General features: G+C 63.3%; 15 protein-coding genes and 1 tRNA gene. 8 read left to right on the forward strand and 8 right to left on the reverse strand.

Annotated features, from left to right (window positions below):
- Positions 1 to 160: 160 nt before the first annotated feature.
- Positions 161 to 3247, forward strand: a complete 3087-nt coding sequence (locus V5735_RS14305) for an adenosylcobalamin-dependent ribonucleoside-diphosphate reductase (RefSeq protein WP_423744126.1) — start codon at positions 161 to 163, stop codon at positions 3245 to 3247.
- Positions 3248 to 3330: 83 nt separating this feature from the next.
- Here V5735_RS14305 and V5735_RS14310 read toward each other — a convergent pair whose 3' ends face one another.
- Genes V5735_RS14310 through V5735_RS14325 form a run of 4 tightly spaced genes read right to left on the reverse strand, consistent with a single transcriptional unit; the run spans position 3331 to position 5835 of the window.
- Positions 3331 to 3618 carry a hypothetical protein gene (locus V5735_RS14310; protein ID WP_007983675.1) on the reverse strand — a complete coding sequence of 96 codons (288 nt, stop codon included), beginning with the start codon at positions 3616 to 3618 and terminating at the stop codon, positions 3331 to 3333.
- Positions 3615 to 3890 (reverse strand): ArsR/SmtB family transcription factor, encoded by a 276-nt coding sequence (locus V5735_RS14315; protein ID WP_423744127.1) that lies wholly within the window; start codon positions 3888 to 3890, stop codon positions 3615 to 3617. Before V5735_RS14315 ends, V5735_RS14310 begins: the two co-directional genes overlap by 4 nt.
- A gap of 40 nt (positions 3891 to 3930) precedes the next feature.
- A complete protein-coding gene (locus V5735_RS14320; RefSeq protein WP_423744128.1) occupies positions 3931 to 5406 on the reverse strand; it encodes a molybdopterin-dependent oxidoreductase in 1476 nt (491 codons plus the stop codon).
- Between the two features lie 3 nt (positions 5407 to 5409).
- Complete coding sequence (locus tag V5735_RS14325; RefSeq protein ID WP_423744129.1) at positions 5410 to 5835, reverse strand: PGF-CTERM sorting domain-containing protein; 426 nt, start codon at positions 5833 to 5835, stop codon at positions 5410 to 5412.
- Positions 5836 to 6026: 191 nt separating this feature from the next.
- Here V5735_RS14325 and V5735_RS14330 point away from each other — a divergent pair, with 191 nt between their 5' ends.
- A complete protein-coding gene (locus V5735_RS14330; RefSeq protein ID WP_423744130.1) occupies positions 6027 to 6149 on the forward strand; it encodes an HVO_2523 family zinc finger protein in 123 nt (40 codons plus the stop codon).
- A gap of 25 nt (positions 6150 to 6174) precedes the next feature.
- Here V5735_RS14330 and V5735_RS14335 read toward each other — a convergent pair whose 3' ends face one another.
- On the reverse strand, positions 6175 to 6819 hold the full coding sequence (locus tag V5735_RS14335; RefSeq protein ID WP_423744131.1) for a TVP38/TMEM64 family protein: 645 nt from the start codon (positions 6817 to 6819) through the stop codon (positions 6175 to 6177).
- A gap of 86 nt (positions 6820 to 6905) precedes the next feature.
- Between V5735_RS14335 and V5735_RS14340 the strand changes: the two genes are divergently transcribed.
- Positions 6906 to 7268, forward strand: a complete 363-nt coding sequence (locus V5735_RS14340) for a DUF5830 family protein (protein ID WP_007983661.1) — start codon at positions 6906 to 6908, stop codon at positions 7266 to 7268.
- A 27-nt stretch (positions 7269 to 7295) separates the two neighbouring features.
- Here V5735_RS14340 and V5735_RS14345 read toward each other — a convergent pair whose 3' ends face one another.
- Positions 7296 to 8411, reverse strand: coding sequence for a DUF7115 domain-containing protein (locus V5735_RS14345; protein ID WP_423744132.1), 1116 nt, complete (start codon positions 8409 to 8411; stop codon positions 7296 to 7298).
- A gap of 198 nt (positions 8412 to 8609) precedes the next feature.
- Here V5735_RS14345 and V5735_RS14350 point away from each other — a divergent pair.
- Positions 8610 to 8761 (forward strand) — tRNA-Met (locus V5735_RS14350).
- A gap of 53 nt (positions 8762 to 8814) precedes the next feature.
- On the opposite strand, the gene V5735_RS14355 is transcribed toward V5735_RS14350, so the two are convergent.
- Positions 8815 to 9027: a hypothetical protein gene (locus tag V5735_RS14355; protein ID WP_007983654.1), complete on the reverse strand. Its 213-nt coding sequence runs from the start codon at positions 9025 to 9027 to the stop codon at positions 8815 to 8817.
- A 137-nt stretch (positions 9028 to 9164) separates the two neighbouring features.
- The gene (locus V5735_RS14360; protein ID WP_423744133.1) at positions 9165 to 14030 is read right to left on the reverse strand and encodes a S8 family serine peptidase; all 4866 of its coding nucleotides are present in this window, start codon (positions 14028 to 14030) and stop codon (positions 9165 to 9167) included.
- 197 nt (positions 14031 to 14227) lie between these two features.
- Here V5735_RS14360 and V5735_RS14365 point away from each other — a divergent pair, with 197 nt between their 5' ends.
- From V5735_RS14365 to V5735_RS14380, 4 genes are all read left to right on the forward strand, one after another.
- The gene (locus V5735_RS14365) at positions 14228 to 15016 is read left to right on the forward strand and encodes a helix-turn-helix transcriptional regulator (RefSeq protein WP_423744134.1); all 789 of its coding nucleotides are present in this window, start codon (positions 14228 to 14230) and stop codon (positions 15014 to 15016) included.
- A 322-nt stretch (positions 15017 to 15338) separates the two neighbouring features.
- Positions 15339 to 15596, forward strand: a complete 258-nt coding sequence (locus tag V5735_RS14370; RefSeq protein WP_423744135.1) for a hypothetical protein — start codon at positions 15339 to 15341, stop codon at positions 15594 to 15596.
- A gap of 374 nt (positions 15597 to 15970) precedes the next feature.
- Entirely contained in the window at positions 15971 to 16777 is an 807-nt protein-coding gene (locus V5735_RS14375; RefSeq protein WP_423744136.1) for a ZIP family metal transporter, read from the forward strand.
- A gap of 216 nt (positions 16778 to 16993) precedes the next feature.
- Positions 16994 to 17260 carry a hypothetical protein gene (locus V5735_RS14380; protein WP_423744137.1) on the forward strand — a complete coding sequence of 89 codons (267 nt, stop codon included), beginning with the start codon at positions 16994 to 16996 and terminating at the stop codon, positions 17258 to 17260.
- The last annotated feature ends 8 nt before the right edge of the window (positions 17261 to 17268 follow it).

The following is a 17268-nucleotide window of genomic DNA, read 5'->3' on the forward strand; positions in this document are numbered from 1 at the left end:
TTCGCAGAGGCATCACTATCCAACTACACTTGAAATAAAGAAAGTAAACTTAATTGGGGTTGGGGTAAATGGATTCTTCGTCACGAATGAAACGGGTCTACGTGCGAAACCAAGTGAGAATCGACGTGCAGAGTAGCGAACGAACGGTGGTGGCGCGCACATGAGCGGCGCGCACGAGGCGGACGCCGACGACGTAACCCTCCCGGTCAAGCGAACCGCGGGCGACACCCTCGAAGACCGGATGACGGGCAACGCCTATCAGAACATCCTTCCGGCCCGCTATCTCCGGAAGAACGCGGAGGGCGAACTGGTCGAATCACAGGAGGACTTGTTCCCGCGCGTGGCGAAGAACATCGCGCTCGCCGAGGCCGTCTACGAGGCCGAAACGCAGGGCGTCGAACTCACCGTCACGCCCGAACAGTTGAAACCCGACCACCCCCGACGCGACGAACTCGCGGCCGACGTGTTCGATAACGGGACGACGACTGCAGACGACGCCGAAACGACGCTTTCGGTCTACAACGTCAACAAGTTCGCTTACGAGACGGTCGTCCCCGAACTCCCCGACGACATCCGTGAACACGTGGAGTCGGTCCGAGACGAGTTCGACGACCTGATGGAAGGGCTCTCGTTCATCCCCAACTCGCCGACGCTGATGAACGCGGGCGACGAACTCCAGCAGCTTTCGGCGTGTTTCGTCGACTCGCCCGGCGACGACATCACGGACATCCACCAGACCGCGAAGGAGGCCGCCGAAGTGTTCCAGTCCGGCGGCGGCATGGGCTACGCCTTCTGGAAACTCCGACCGTACGGCGACGCGGTGGGTTCGACGGGCGGCATCGCGTCCGGTCCGATCACCTTCATGCGCACGTACGACCAGATGTGCGAGACCATCGCGCAGGGCGGTGCCCGGCGCGGCGCACAGATGGGCGTCATGCGCGTCTCGCACCCGGACGTCATCCAGTTCATCCACGCGAAGAACAAGGACGTGAGCCTCGCCAACACGCTCCGCCTGAACGACCCCGACGACTACACGCACACGTCGTTCAAGGAGGCGCTCGAAGAGGCCCGCGAACTCATCGACGACGACGGACGCGTCCCGAAACACCTCCGCAACGCCGCCGAGGGACACCTCTCGAACTTCAACATCTCGGTTGGCGTGACCGACGACTTCATGGAGGCGCTGTACAACGACGAGGAGTTCGTCTTCACCAACCCCCGCACCGAGGAACCGCACGTCGCCACCGAACACACGAAGGAGATGTACGACATGTTCGGCCTCGGCGACTACGTTACGCCCGGCGAAGTGCTTTCCATCCCCGCGACGGTCCTCTGGGACCGCATCGTGGAGGGCGCGTGGGAGAACGGCGAACCCGGAATCATCTACCTCGAACGGGTGAACAAGCAACACTCCTTCGACGTCGAGAAACACCCGGACCACCGTATTCTGGCGACGAACCCGTGCGGCGAGCAGCCGCTCGAGGAGTACGAGGCCTGTAACCTCGGCCACATCAACCTCTCGACGCTCGCCGACCTCGACGCGCCCGACTGGCGCGTCTGGTACGACGAGAACGGCGACAACTACGGGTCGCTTTCCGAAGCCGTCGACGCCTTCCTCCGCGAGGGCATCAACTGGGAGGAATTCGACCACCGCATCGAGTACGGCACCCGCTTCCTCGAAAACGTCGTCACGATGTCCGACTTCCCGGTCGAGAAGATAGAACAGAAGGTCCGAGACATGCGCAAAATCGGACTGGGCATCATGGGGCTGGCCCAGCTGTACATCCAACTCGGCGTCCGCTACGGCAGCGAGGAGGGCAACGAGATTGCCAAGCAGTTGATGACCCACATCAACCACGAGTCCAAGTGGGCCTCCCACGAACTCGCGGAGGAGCGCGGCTCGTTCAATGACTGGGAGGACTCGAAGTACGCGAACCCGACCGAGTACGCCGGGTGGTTCGAAAAGCAGACCGGCCTCGACGCCGAGAAGTGGAAGGACGGCTTCGCGGTTCGCAACCACAACACGACCACCATCGCGCCGACGGGCACCACCTCGATGGTCGGCAACACCACGGGTGGCTGTGAGCCGATTTACAACGTCGCCTACTACAAGAACGTCTCCGACGACGTGCAGGGCGACGAGATGCTCGTCGAGTTCGACGACTACTTCCTCCGAACGCTGGAGGCGAACGATATCGACGTGGATGCGGTAAAAGAGGAGGCCCAGACGCAGATGGCGAACAACGAGTTCTCCGGCGTCGAAGGGCTGGAAACCGTCCCGGACGCCATCGGCGAACTGTTCGTCGTGACGGGCGACCTCACCGGCAAGCAACACGCCGCGGTCCAGTGCGCCTGTCAGCAGGGCGTGGACTCGGCCATCTCGAAGACCTGCAACTTCCCGAACTCCGCCAGCAAGGAGGACATGGACGAAGTCTACCGCTACATCTACGACCACGGCGGCAAGGGCGTCACGGTCTACCGCGACGGCACGCGCTCGAAGCAGGTGCTCACCACGCGCGCCGACAACGCCGAGTTCGCCGACGAGGAGGAAGCGGCCGAAACCATCGTGGGGCAGATAGAGGAGGTCTTCGGCGGCGTCGAAGGCTTCATCGAGAACGAGGAAGTTCGGGCCGCGCTCGGCACCGAACTCGACGACCTCGTGGGCGAGGGCGTCACGGGCGGCGCGTACGCCCAAGAGCGTCCCCGGCCCGACGTGCTCCACGGCGTGACTCAGCGCGTGGACACCGGTTACGGCAAGATGTACATCAACATCAACGAGGACGAGAACGGCGAACCGTTCGAACTGTTCGCCACCATCGGCAACTCCGGCGGGTTCACCAACTCCTTCACCGAGGCGCTGGCGAAGGTCATCAGCTACGCGCTCCGTAGCGGCGTGGACCCGAACGAAATCGCCTCCGACCTGCAGGGCATCCGCAGTCCGAAGGTCGCGTGGGACAAGGGCGAACAGATTAATTCCATCCCGGACGCCATCGGCGTCGCCATGCGGCGCTACCTCGACGGCGAAATCGAGAAGGCATCCTACCCGCAACAGAAGACGCTCGAAGAGACGGCCGACGAAACCGAGACCGACGGCGGTGCGGCGAAAGCCGAAACACAAAAGGACGCCTCGCAGTCGCTCATCGACGCGGGCGAAAGCCCCGAGTGTCCCGAGTGTGGCTCGCTCTCGCTGTACTTCTCGGAAGGCTGCAAGACCTGCGAGTCGTGCGGCTGGAGCGAGTGCTCGTAAATAGCGTCCGAAGGAACTAGCCGGTTTTCCGCTTCTCCGCTCTTCTCCGTTCTTCTTCGCTCTTCTCGATTCCGCGTTCCCCGCTATTTCACCGTCACCCACGTCAGGAATACGAGCGCGACGAGTTGGAGCGCGCGGAGCACCAGCACGGCCTGCTGGACCGCCGGGTCGCCGGAGTAGAACATCTTCATGCCGAAGAAGTAGTAGATGGCGACGGCGTTCTCGGCGAGCATCACGAGGGCGAAGGCCAGCAGGCCGAGGACAAGCGAGGTGCGGAACTTGAGGTAGCTTCGCACCCAGACGGCCACCAACACTGCCAGCAGGAGGATGTTCACGACCGCGAGTCCGCTTGCGAGTTGTATCGAGTTCATTCTATCTGCTCCATTATCTCCTCGAACGCGTCCCGATGGTGTTCGAACCGGTCGGTGAGAAAGTAGAGTTTGCCGTACTCGTTGTCACCGGGCTCGACGACGCCGTGGTCCACGAGCATGTCGAGGTGGTGTCGAACCGTCTTGTACTCCACGTCGAGCGATTCCGCCAACTGGTTCGCGTTCCGTGGGCGCTCCGTGAGGGCGCGAATGATGCGAGCGCGGTTCTCGCCGCCGCGCGTCGCCGTGAGTAGGTACCAGAGCGCCTTGTCCATCGAACGGTCACTTGGGAGAGGGTCATGCAGCCAGATATATCTACGGCTCGATACGCTCCGACACCCACCCGGACGCGCCGTTCGGATAGGCGTTCGTCTCGTTCTCGGACTGCAGATTCCCCTCCCCGTCCGTCGCTCGGACGACGGCCTCGTGCGACCACGACGGTTCGTAGGTGTGCTCCCACTGCCGCCACACGTCGGTTCCCGGAAGCGGTTCGGAGAGGCGGGCGTCGGTCCACGATGCGCCACCGTCGGTGGACACCTCGACGCGTTCGATGCCGCGCGTCCCGGCGTAGGCGTGCCCGCCGACTTGCACGCGACCGTCGTCGAGGTGGTTGACCGCGTGCAGTTTGGCGACGGTGTTGACCGGTCCAGTACCGTGCCAGCCGCGTTTCTCCCAGTACCCCTCCGCCTCCCGTTCCAGCACCTCTATTTCGGTGATCCATTTGACGTTGATTTCGCCCCAGTGACCGGGAATCAGCGCCCGGACGGGGTGGCCGTGCGAGCGCGGGAGCGGGTTGCCGTTCATCTCGTAGGCCAAAAAGCCGTCTTCGAGCGCCGAGAGCGGGAACTCCTCGTAGTAGTCGTCCGCGGCGCGGAACATGACGCAACATTCGTCGGGCATCGTCGTTCCCTCGAACAGCGCCGAAATCGGCACGCCGGTCCAGAGCGCGTTGTCCATCTTCTTGCCGTTCAGCGATTCGCCGACGCAGCGGAGCGTGATGAACCGGTGTTCCTCGGGCATCGATTCGAGGTCGTCGAGGGTAAAGCGCAGGTCCTCCTCGACGGCCCCCGTAACCCGGAGGTCCCAGTCTTCCGCGGACACCACCGGGTCCACGCTGTTGATGTCCACCTGATAGAAATCTCGGCTCACTAACCCTCCGAGACCGTCGATGGAAAGCGATTTCGCGTCGGCTTCATCGAGGAGCGACTCCACGTCTGCGCTGACCGGCCCCGTCCGCTTCGGCGCGTCGCCGCCCTTCCCGGACCCGAGCGCGCCGCCGACGGCACCGACCGCGACCGCCCCGGCGATGGCTCGGAGGATGCTCCGCCGCGTTTCCGAGACCGATTCCGTCTCCGTCGCACCGAATCGAGCCACGGCGACGACGAACCCGGCACCCGCTCCGGTGGCCAGCGCGGAACCGGGAGCGCCGGTCAACGCCAGCGCGGGCGCGACACAGAGAAGTCCGACGACCGGCGCGGCGGGGAGGTCGGCGGCGTCGGCTATCCGCACGCCGACCGCCGCCGTCACCGCGAAGAGGAGCGCGGTCAGGACGAGCGCCAGCAGGAACCCGAGTTGGTCGCCGAGGTCGCCGAGCGTCTGTATCGACCACGCGATGACGGCGCTGGGCGTCGTTGCGACCACGAAATCGCTGACCGGCGCGGCGACGAACGACGGGGTGAAGCCGACCACGGCGTACGACCCGGCGACGGCGGCGACGCCCGCGCCGAGAGCGACCGCTCCGTCGGCCGCCGCGTCCGCGAGCGTGTTCGTGGGGGACTGTTCTGCGGTCATGGTTCACCGGTTCCGTGCGATGTACAGCGCGCCGCCGACGAGCGCGACGAGCGCGACCACGATGCCGAATCCGGGCAGGGAGGTGTCCGAGTTTCCGCTCTCCCCGCCGTCGTTCATTCCGCCGTCGGTCGTGGTGTCACTCATGTTGTCATCGGTCATCGTCCCGTCCGTCATGTTGTCGTCCATGGTCCCGTCGTCCATCGTCTCGGTCGTCGTCATCTGGTCATCGCTCATCCCGTCGTCCATGGAGTCCGTCGTCGTGGTCATGTTGTCGTCCATGGTCCCGTTGCCCATCGTGTCCGTGGTGGTCGTCTGTTGTGCGAGCGGCGCGCTCGAAACGTCGTTCGCGGCCGTCGCCGCGCTCACCGTCGCGGGAACGGCACAAATCATCAGTACGACCGCCAGCACGTGCATGCGTTTGAATCGCATATCCGAACCGACCGCTTCCCGTTAAATAGCCGTTTTTCGAACTCTCACCCACTCTCTCCTACTCTCTTCCAAATCTCTTCCAACTGTGTGATGCTACCCGAATATGAGGTGGCTGAAGAAAACCGAGCGGCGACCCGACGCGACTCTTGCGGACGGAAAACGTGATACCTGTCGGGCGTCGTTGTCCTCCCATGGAGGAGACGCCGAAGGGACGGCCCTGTCCGCTGTGCGGTGCGTCGATGTTCCACCGCCACTGCAAGTACGTCTGCCCGCAACACGGCGTTATCTACGACTGCGCGGACACGTTCTACTAGTCGCCGATTGTGCGGATGCGTTCGACTAGTCGTCGGTGACGGCGCGGTAGGCGGGTCCGACCAACAGGAACAGTCCTCCGATGCCGACGACGGCGACGACCGCCCAGTTCTTTTCGATCTCGTGGACCGAGAGCGTGTCGAGCGAGCCACCGGCGAGGACGGCGACGACCATCCACGGCACTTCGCCGATTGCGGTGCCGAGGAGGAACGAGCGGTCGGGGACGTTCGACAACCCGGCGGCGGCGGACACCGCGTCCGAGGGTGCGGGGACGAGACGCGAGGCGACCATCCCGCGGAGGTCGCCGGTCGCGTCGAAGAACCGCTCTCCCGAGTCGCCGAGACGACCGAACACACCCGAATCGACGCGGAAGTAGCGCGCCGCGGCGAAGGGCAGGTAGGCGCTCACCACCGTCCCGCCGAGCGCGACCGGAAACCCGACGACCGGCCCGTACACGTAGCCGACCGCGACGGCGACCACCGTTGTCGGCCACGCGAACAGCGGTCGGACGAGGTAGACGGCGAGAAACAACCCCGCGGCGAGAAGCGGGTCGTGCGTCACGCGGCGCACCCGTTGGAGGACGAATTCCGGCGAGAGGAGGACGCCAGCGACGACGACCAGCGCGACCAACCCCACTCCGGCCACCTGTCGTCTGTTCCCCGTGAATTCCATTCGACCCAAGGTAGCCCGAGGAGTGGCTAAGTTCTTTCCACCCGACCGCGCAACGTTTAATCCGCTTCACGCGAGATTCGTAGACGATGGAATCGGACGACGACCCCGTGGCGATGGGGGTCGAACTGTTGAGCAAGGTCGAACACCCGGAGCTGTCGGTCGCGGAAGCGGTGGACCGTATCGAAACCATCACGACCGACCCGACGACGACCCGGACGATTCTGGACGAGGCGGAAAAACGGGGCGTCATCGAGCGGGAAAACGGCATCATCCGCCCGACCGGTGGCGGGTTCGTCCGATTCGAAAGCCAGGTCGTGACCAAGGAAGGCGACTTCACCTGTCGGCGCTGTGGCACCGGCATCTCGACCGGGCACTTCATCAAACTCGACGCGGGCGAACTCGGCCCCTTCGGGTCGTCGTGCATCCGGAAGGTCACCGGTCGGGAATAGCGTCTCGTCCGCCGACGGAGAGAAAGCTTATCGACCGCGGCTGAGTTCGGAGATGAGTCGCTCTATCGTCTTCTGTTGGCACTCGAGCAACTCGTTCTGTCGCTCGACCGTCTCCGTGAGCGCGGCGAGTTGGGCCTCCACGGGGTCGTCCAGATTCTCGCTCGCCGATTCGAAGCCCGAGTCCGCGAAGACGGTTTCGTCCGGTTCCGACTCGTCGGTCTGCATTCCGTCGGCCCGCGTCCCATCGGCTACGGTATTCGTCGCGGTTCCGGAGTTGGCGGACGGCGAGTCCGCCGGTGTAGCTTCGGCGGCGACGGTCCCCGCTCCACCGCCGTTCACGCTCTCGCTTTCGCCGCCGAGTGGGTCGGCGGTCGGCGTTTCGACGATTTGTCCGCTGTCGTTCAGTTCGGGGGGATTCGCGTTAAGCGGTTCGACGCCGCCGCCGAACACGTCGTCGTCCTCCGCGAACGAGACGTTCTCGTCGGCGTCCGGTTCGGGGTCGTCGGGGACGACCGTCTGCTCGAATTCGGCGTAGCTTCCCACGTCGTGGTAGGAGAGCAGTCCCTGCTCGATTCGCTCGCGGACCTCCCGCGTCCGGTCGCTCGGGGTTTTGATGCGCTGCGGTCGCCCGTCCGCTTCGATGATGATTTGCGAGGAGACGGTGCCCTCCTCCACGTCGAGGCTCGTCACGTCCGCGAAGTGGAACTGCTCGAAATCCGTGTCCCAAATCGCTTCGCCGACGTGTTTTACCACGCGTGCGCTGGTGAGAACGAGCGTCAGTTCGCTAAACTGGTAGGTTTGGAGGACCTGCTCGTTCGAGTCGGTGACGCCCGCTCCGTTCAACACGCCCGCGATGACGGGATGCAGGGCGTCGTGGAGGCGCTTCGTCGGAATCTTGAACTTCTCGGTGCCGTCGATACCGTAATCGAGCGTGATGGTCGATTTTCGTCGACCCTCGGACACCGCGATTCGCTCCGCGTCGTGCGGGTACTCCTCGACGGATTCGTCGCTGAGCAGGCCGTCAGCGCGATAGATAAGCGTCCGCGTCGGTGTCACGTAGAGGATATCTTCCCCCCCGAGGGACACTTTTGCCGCGACGTGTTCGTCTCCGAGGCTGGACTGGACGATTCCCGGAATGCTCATGGTGGGAATGGTCAGGCCCATGTCTTAAAACCGACGGGTAGACACGACAGTGACAAAACGGGTGGCTTTTTGAACATATTTTGCGATATCGCTCGCCCGAAATCGCGTGACGGGGTGGCAATGGACACTGTTCAGTGCCGTATCATCCTCGATGGAGATGGGAACTTTAAAGAGCACCAGTTCCCTACCCGTAATCGAGCCCGGGTGGCTTAGCTGGACATAGCGCCGCACTCATAGGGTTCTGAGATTTGGCGCTCAGGCCTTGGAAGCCTCCCATGCGCCCGTGAGGCCCTGCCAGGTCTCGAATCTGGGACATGCGGAGATCGAGGGTTCGGAGCCCTCCCCGGGCATTTTCGAAATTTTCACTCCCGCAGTCGAACGGCTACTCCCGCAACGGTTCCCATCACGCTCGCGGTGCGACCAACCAGCAGTACGTTTGCACGCTGCCGAACACCAGCGTCAGCGCGCCGTTTTCGACGAGTAACAGCGCGTCGCTACCCCACGCGTACTTCGTGCCGAGCGTGAGCAGGCCGAACAGTGTCGTGAGCAGTAAGTTGTACTTCGCCAGTGCGATCCAGCTCTCCTCGTCCAAATCGATGAGCAAGTCCCCACCCATACCGACTGCATGCGCTCCGAGGCGATAAACGGGTGCTTGCGTATCGTCCAGAAATCGTCATCGCCGTCGAGAACGACGTGAAAAATAGTCCGCGTACGCGTCCCGTCACCAATGACGGGACCCCGTCGGGAAGGGAATCAGGCGCTCAGCGGCGTGAGCGTTCGCTTCGCTTTCTTCTTCCCTTTTTTCTCCTTCCCCGAATCGGTCGAATCGTCGCCGGTTCGCGCTGCCGACCCCGATTTCACCGTGAGGTGGACCGATTCGACCGCGCCCGGTTTCCACGTGACGCTCGAATCGGTCGCGGCGGTGGTGCCGTCCACGGAGAACGTCACGGGTTCGCCCGCGTCGTCCGCCGTCCCGGAGACGACGAGTTTCTTCGCCGTTCCGCTCGCGGCACCGAGCGTCCCGTTCTCGCCGACCGTGAACGTGCCGCGCGTCTCGCCGCCGACGTCCACCGTGACGGTCGTTCCGGCGGATGCCGGTTCGCCGTCAACCGTCACCGTTCCGTGAACGGTCATCGGGAGGGTCGGAAGCGGTTCGACGGCGGCCCCGTTCGCATCGACCGAGACGTCGGTTGGCGACACCCCGTCCGTCATCGTCGTCGAGACGTCGGTGACCGGCAGTCCGCGGTCGTCGGTCGGGATATTCAGTCCGTCGTACAGCTCCGCCATCGTCGGATTACTCGTGAGGTACGTCGGGAGCGTGCCCGCGGATTCCGAGTAGACGTAGTAGCCCGTGAACGCGCTCACGTTCGGACCGGGATTCGAACTGCCGAGTTCGTACGTCCCGCTGAGTTCGCTCCGCGGACCGGGTTGACCTGTCGGTTGCGTGGCGTACTCCTGCACGAGCGTCGGGCTCCCGGAGGAGACGCCGAACGCCCTGTCAGCGCCCGCGTACTGCGGTGCGGCCACGAAGTTCCAGCCTTCGACGAGCGTCGCCTGTCCCGGCGGGGACGGCGGTCCTTGCGTGCGCTCGAAGGTCAGCATCCCGCGCGCGTCGGTCGTGGTACCGACCAGTAGCGCGTCGAGCGCATCGACGGACGAATCGGCCGTCAACTGCTCCCACTGCCCGGCGGCGGCGTCGTAACCGTAGACGGTGCCGTTGAACGAACCCAGAATGTCGCCGACGGTTTGGTCCGTCGGGCCGGGGATGCCGACGGTGTAGTACGTCGCCTGTCCGTCACCCGCGGTCGCGGGCATGTCGAGGTCGATGCCGATTTTCGTCGGCGCGTCGGTATCGACGTTCTCCGGTCGTGCAGTAAGGAAGGGCTCGTACGCGACGTCCCCGTCGAACGTCGTGTCGGCCGGACCACGGTCGCCGAAGTAGTTCAGCCGCGCGTCGAACGCCGCGTCCGCCGTCGAAGCGACGGACGTCGCCGTCGCTTCGAGGTCGTTGAACCGAAGCGACACGGCCGTCGCGTTCGCGCCCTCGATGCTGACGCCCGTCTCGGCCGCGACCTCGTTCTTCCGCACCTCGGTCGGGGTCGCCGCGTCGTTGCCGTTGCCGAACCGAAGCCCGGTCGCGGCGTCCTCGATGCGGTTGTCGGTGACGGTCGCGCCCGGCGCGTTCGCGTCGATGCCGACGGATGCATTTCGAACGACGTTCCCGTCAACGACCGCGCCGTTCGCGGTATCGACCGAGATGCCCGTCGTCGCGTTGCGAACCGTGACTCCTCGGACGGTCGCGTTGTCCGCGCCGTCGACGGAGAGACCGCTCGTTCGTCCGCCCGCATCGACCGTAACGCCGTTCACGGTGACGTCGGGTGCGTCCACCGCGATGGTGTCGCCGGTCGCGTTTTCGGGTGCGGCGATGACCGGAGTCGTCCCGTCGGCACCGCGGATGGTGACGCCGGGCGTATCCACCGTCACCTGCTCGGTGTACGTGCCGCTACCGACGACAATCTCCGCGCCCGGTGGCGCGAGGTCGACCGCTTCCTGAACGGACCCGACGTCCTCGGGTACGTTTATCGGGGCGTCGTAGACGGCGGTCGGTCCGGTTCGAACCGTGACCCGTTCCGCGTCCGGCCCAGCGGTCGCCGTCGTTTCGAGCGAGAACGAACCGACGGCGTTCTCGTCGGGAACGACCCTGATGGTGTACTCGTCGGTCGTCGCCGGAGGTCGTTCGAGGATGGGAAGTCCGAACGGAATCGGTCCCCACCCGTCGATGTAGAGCGTGAGGTCGTCCTCGCTCAGCGTGGAGTTCTCGCTCAAATCGACCTGCACGTCGCGGAGTTGGTTCACGGAGAGGTTCACTTTGACTTCCTCGCCCGTGTTCACGTGGCGGGGCTGACCGGATTTGACGATGACCGCCGGAGCGGTGCTCACGTACTGGACCGCGTTCGCCAGTATCGCGTCCGCCTCCTCGGTGTAGTCGCCGTTTTCGACGTACGACGTGCGGCCGAGCGACGATGCGAGCACCGTGCCCGTCTGTCGGTCGACGCCGATTGCGGACCCTTTGGTGCCGTCGTCGTCGCCGACCGTGGCGACGGTCTGTCCGCTGTATCCGTCGTACCACGCGTGGTCACCCCAGCTTCCGGTGTGGATGGTCACTTGGTCACCGACCGAGCCGACGCCTTCGAACAGCGGACTCGACTCCGTGATGGTGAAGTACGGGTTTCCGGCCCCGAACCCTTCGTCGGCGGTACTCGCGGGGTCGCCGACCGCGGCGGAACGTCCCGTGATGCCGTTGCTGTTGTCGCCCCACTGTTCCAACCAGACGACGCCGGTGCTCGGGCTGTTCGTCGCGTCGACGAACGCCTGCGCGTCGAGTTGGGCGGGGTCGAAGTCCTGAATCACGAAGGAGTCGTACTCGCCGACGGCCTCCATGGCGTTTTCGTCCTGCACGACCGTCACCTGATAGTTCGAGGGAAGCGACCCGTCGAGGGCGTCCGCGGTCTGCTCGCCGAACCCGTCGTCCGAATCGACCACGGCGATGGTCGTGTACTCCTCGAAGATTTCCGTCGGGCCGGTCGTCGCCGCCACGCTGTCGTTCGTCCCTTCGAAGGTGTGGGAAAGCGAGAACGAGCCGTGCGTTCCCGATGTCGTTTCGACCGTCACGGTGAGTTCACCGGAGTAGCCACCCAAGTCGATGGCCTCGCCGAACGCGCGCTCCTCGCCGTTGACGACCAGCGTCGCGTTGTTCGTCTCGTAGTCGCCGTCGAGTTCGACGGTGTACGTTTCCAGATTCCGCACGTCCGCGGTGACGGTGACGGACTCGCCGCCTTCTATCGCATCGGGCTGCCCGTCGAGGATGCGAACGCCGAGGGCAGGCGACAGCGAGAAGTCTTGTCGCGCGAACGAGCCGTTTTCGACGGTGACCGTCGATGTCGTCGTCCCGTACCCGAACGCGCTCGCGGTGACGTCGTACGTTCCGGGTTCTTCCAGGAGCGTGTATCCACCGGAGGCGTTCGTCTCGGTCGTGCGACCGGTGTCGAGTGAAACGGTCGCGCCGTCGACCGGCGCGCCGCTCTCGTCGGTCACCGTTCCGGTGATACCGTTTTCGAGCGCGACCGTATCGGTCGCCGCTTTCGCGTCGATGATTCCCGCGCCGTACCGGGTGTCGTTTCCGTCGCGGGGCGAGCAACTCGGGGAACAGTTCTCCGGTTTGAACGCCGTTTCGCGGAAGGCGGACCGGATGTCCGACGGCTGTAAGTCGCCACCGGCCGCGGCGATCATCAGTGCCGCGGCACCGGCGGTGTGCGGGGTCGCCATCGACGTTCCGTCGTATCGGGAGTAACCGCCGCCGGGGACGGAGCTCTTGACGTCGGCGCCGGGTGCGGCGACGTCGGGGACGACGTAACTGTCCGGCCACGAGGGGGGTGCGTCGCTCCCCCAGTCGTTTTCGGTGTCTATCTCCTCGCCGCTGGAGAACGAGGCGATGCCGAGGTCTTCGTTCGACGCGCCGACGGCGAACGATTCGTACACGTTGCCGGGCGAGCCGCTCGTCCCTTCGCCGCTGTTTCCGGCCGCGGCGACGACGATGGTGCCCGCCGATTCGGCGTTCCGGACCGGCTCTATCATCTGACTGTAGTAGCCGGTCGCGCCGAGGCTCATGCTGATGACGTCGGCGTCCTGCTCGACGGCCCACTGCATCCCCGCGGCGACTTGCGTGAAGGAACCGCTACCGCTGGGGAGGATGAGTCCGTGCATGAGTTCGACGTCGGGTGCGACGCCGATGTATTCGCCGCTGGCGTTGCCGCCGGAGACGGTTCCGCTGGTGTGCGTCCCGTGTGTGTCCGTGTCGTGTGGCACGCTGCCCTGAACGCGGTTGCCGTCGCCGTCGAACTCGGCCCATCCGCCGGGGTAGGTCGGGTCGCTCTCGTTTTCCGTGTAGAGTTCGATGTCCGGGTGGTCGACATCGACACCCGTATCGAGCACTGCCACCTTGACGCCGTCACCTCTCGTCCCGTAGTCATTCCACACGTCCGTCGCGTTGATCTGGTCGAGACCGTAGGTGGTGTTGTAGTTCGTCCCGCCGACGCTTTTGTCGGCGTCGTACAGACCGACGGGCGTCTCGTCACCGCCGGAGTCGACGGGCTTCGGGAGCGTGAGCTCGAAGTTCTTGTGCAGCCGTGTGACGCCATCTATCGTCGCGAGTTCCTTCAGGTCGGCGTCGGAGGTATCGACGCGGAGCACGACGGCGTTGGTTATCCACAGCCGATTGAGGACTGTGACGCTGTTTGCGTGTCGCTTCGCGTACGAGAGAACGGGCCGCTGGCTCCGTTCCGCGTGCGTCTGTAACGTCTCCAACGTCGTTGCCCGGTCCGCGGTCACGTCCGGGTTCGCCTCCTCTAAGCGCACGACGACGGTCACGGTTCCGTCCGCGTCCGTCAGCGCCGGGTCGATCGGCGCGGCGGAATCGACGGACGCGGACGTTTCCATCGTGTCGAGACGCGTGGTTGTTTCCTGTGCCGATACTGACGCACCGAGGAACGGCGCGATACACGAAATCGTCAGCACCCACACGAGCGCGAGTGCTAGTATTCTCTTTTTTCTATGCAGCACATTATCTCTTACACACATAATTAATATATAGTTAGTGAGTGAAAAAATGTTCAGGTGATGAAGATGATTCAACAGATGAAACGACGTTCAAATCGTGACACAACTGGTGACAATTGCCACTCTCCGGTGCCGACCGGTGGCAGTCGTGCGGAGCGTCCCGACGCACAGCGTTCGAGCGGGACGGCGTTGGAAAACGGATGACGTCTCACGAGTACGCGACGTTTCTCGCCGGTTCGACGAACCGTGCCCGCGTCGTCACCGCCCTCCACGAAGACGGTGAGGGGACCGTTGCAAGCCTCTCCGACCGCCTCTCGATGTCGCGTTCGACCGTCCACCGGACCCTCCGGACGTTCACCGAGTACGGGTGGACCCAACGCGTGGACGGTACGTACCGCCTCACGGAGGCCGGGGAACTCGTGTTGGACGCGTACGAAACGTTGATTCGAACGATAGAGTGGGTCGAGGAGTACGAGGAGTTTCTCACGCATCTCGGCGACACCGACGGAACGTTTCCGATACACGGCACCACCTGTGCGACCATGGTGTCGGCCACGAAAGACGACCCGTACAGGGCGACCACGTACATCATCGACGCGCTCACGGAAACGTCGGCCGACCGAATCCGCTCTGTCACGCCCATCGTCAGTCCGCTGTTCGCCGACGCGGCGCGACGACTGCTCGACCGAGGGGCGCGAATCGAACTGATAGTTTCGGAACCGTCTCTGAAATCGGCGGTCCAACGGTCGGCCGAGCAGCAACCGCCGGATTCGGTCGCGGGGTTCGACCTCTACAGCGTTCCCGAGGACCTCCCGTTCGGCGTGACGATTCTTGACGACGAGCGCGTGCTCGTCTCCGCGTTCGACGAGCGCGGCAACTTACGGGCGTGTCTCGACGGCAAGAACCCCGATTTCGTCGAATGGGCGACGAGCACGTACGAGACGCGACGCGGAGAAAGTCGTCGGGCGAACGTGATTCCGGACCTGTGACGGTGGGCCGAGTACGACGTTCGACCCGTCGTTCGTGTTGCTAATCCGGAACGGTCAATTCGCGTACCTTCGACGCGACGTGTCGCGTTCGATTGATCGACTGATTCCGCTCGTATCGTCCTGAATATCATCGACCGGTCGTTTTTGCCTTAGAACTAAACAGGGGTCTTAGAGACGTTTATGAAAGGTCTAAACATTTTTGAAGAGTTTGTAAAACGTCGACGAACCGGCGTTTGGGGCTGAAATGTCGTGAATTCTGCTTTACTCTCGACTTGTTATATTACCCCTCCAGTCATAGAGAGAAATACATCCCCGAGAAATCATGTCGAGTCCTCCAACGATACGGACGGAAGGTGCATCGAACTTCGAATTCCTGTCCCGCCACACCGTCGAAGCAGCGGGAAAGAAGCTTCTCGCCCCAGTGCAGTTCGTCGGCTTCTGGTCAGCCATCGCGCTCCCGTTCGGCTACCTCCCTCTCCTCTACAGCGGCCCTCTCTCGGACTCCGCCGACGCGTTGGCGCTGCTCTTCGTCCTCAATCTTGTCGCGATGGTCGTCGGTCACGGCTACAAACGCGATTGAAACTCCCGCCATCGGTGTGAACAGCCGTTTCCCTGAACGGCACACACCGACCCCTTCCGGCATCGAACTTCGACGCCCTGACCTCCCTTTCGACTCGATGTGTGTTCGCTCCGCCAGTCGTTCGCTTCCCCTGTTCCTCTCTGTTCACTTCTTCTTTCTATCTCAGTCTCTCGTAATTTTCGCGTCTCTAGCGCGTTGTCCGTCGTTTACGCTTCTCGCTCCATCCCGATTCCTGATAGCCAAACAACAGAATTGAGAATATATTTTTACTTTTCGGAAAATTCGCTTCCAGTATCTCTCCAATACGTTTTAGGCCCGCCAAAAATAGTAATGGAAGTGATAACTATTAACCCCTTCGAGTACCAACGGCAAGTATGACCTTACTCGCTAATCTCGTATTGGTGTTCATCGCGGGATTGATTACGGCGCTGGCAACGGGTGTCGGCGCGCTCCCGTTCTTCCTCGTCAAAGACGTAAACGACCGCTGGAACGTGGGACTCTGGGGACTCGCGTCCGGAATCATGGTCTCGGCGTCCGTCTTCGGACTGATATCCGAGGGTCTCTCCAGTGCGAACGGCGGTAGCGTAATCGGCGTCGTCATCGGTATGCTGGTCGGCGTGGCACTCGTCGTCGTCAGCGATTACGTCATCTCCGGCACCGACGTGAATCCGAAGAAGTACGAACAGGCGGACTTCAAGAAGCTCATACTCATCCTCGGCGTGCTCACCGTCCACAGCTTCCCGGAGGGCGTCGCCATCGGCGTTTCGTTCGCCGACCTCGGCTTTCAGGGCGGCTATCAGTTCGCCGGATTCGTCGTCCCGCTGTTGGCGATATTCATGACCATCGCCATCTCGATTCACAACATTCCCGAGGGCGTGGCCATCTCCATTCCGCTCCACTCGATGGGCGTGCGCAAGTGGCGGATGGTCTGGTGGTCGATATTCTCCAGCCTCCCGCAACCCATCGGCGCGGTCATCGCGTTCTACTTCGTGCGAAGCGCACGCGCGTTCCTGCCGATGGGATTCGGATTCGCGGCCGGAGCGATGATATACCTCGTCCTCTCGGAGTTCATCCCCGAGGCGCTCGAAGTCGGCGAGGGTCTCCCGGGCGACGGCTACCGTGAACTGCTCTCCGGTCTTACGCTCGGCGTACTGTTGATGTTGCCACTGGCGTTCATCTGAGGTCGGTCCCCGACGCCCAACGTCGTCGCCCCCGGTGCGTTCGGCGGACTTTTACCGCCGTAAAAACGGTTTTAAAGCGAATAAGACGTTTTCCTCCCGCAATTCCCGAATCGACAGGTCTGTTCATCAACGGTAAACGGTGTGAATTCACCCCAACGCTCGGCCCGTTATAAGATATCCCTCGGTAATGATTTAGCCGGGCACGGCTGTGCTACTATGCCGGGAACAACCACCTACGAGAACGACGGCGAGTCCATCGCCGTCGGTCGCCGGAAACTCACCGCACTGCACGCGAGATTCAACGAGCATTCGCTGACAACGCCGATTCAGTTCGTTGGCTTCTGGTCGGCGGTCGTCTGCCCCCTCTTCTATCCGGTCTTGCTCCTGAACGGTCTCTCTGACGCGGATATCTCCCTCTTTCTCGCCCTGCTTGGCTGCAACGTCATCGCGCTCTTCGTCGGACACGCCTACGGTCAGGAGTAGTCCGTCTC

The organism is Haladaptatus sp. SPP-AMP-3 (assembly GCF_049568665.1).
Lineage (GTDB): Archaea > Halobacteriota > Halobacteria > Halobacteriales > Haladaptataceae > Haladaptatus > Haladaptatus paucihalophilus.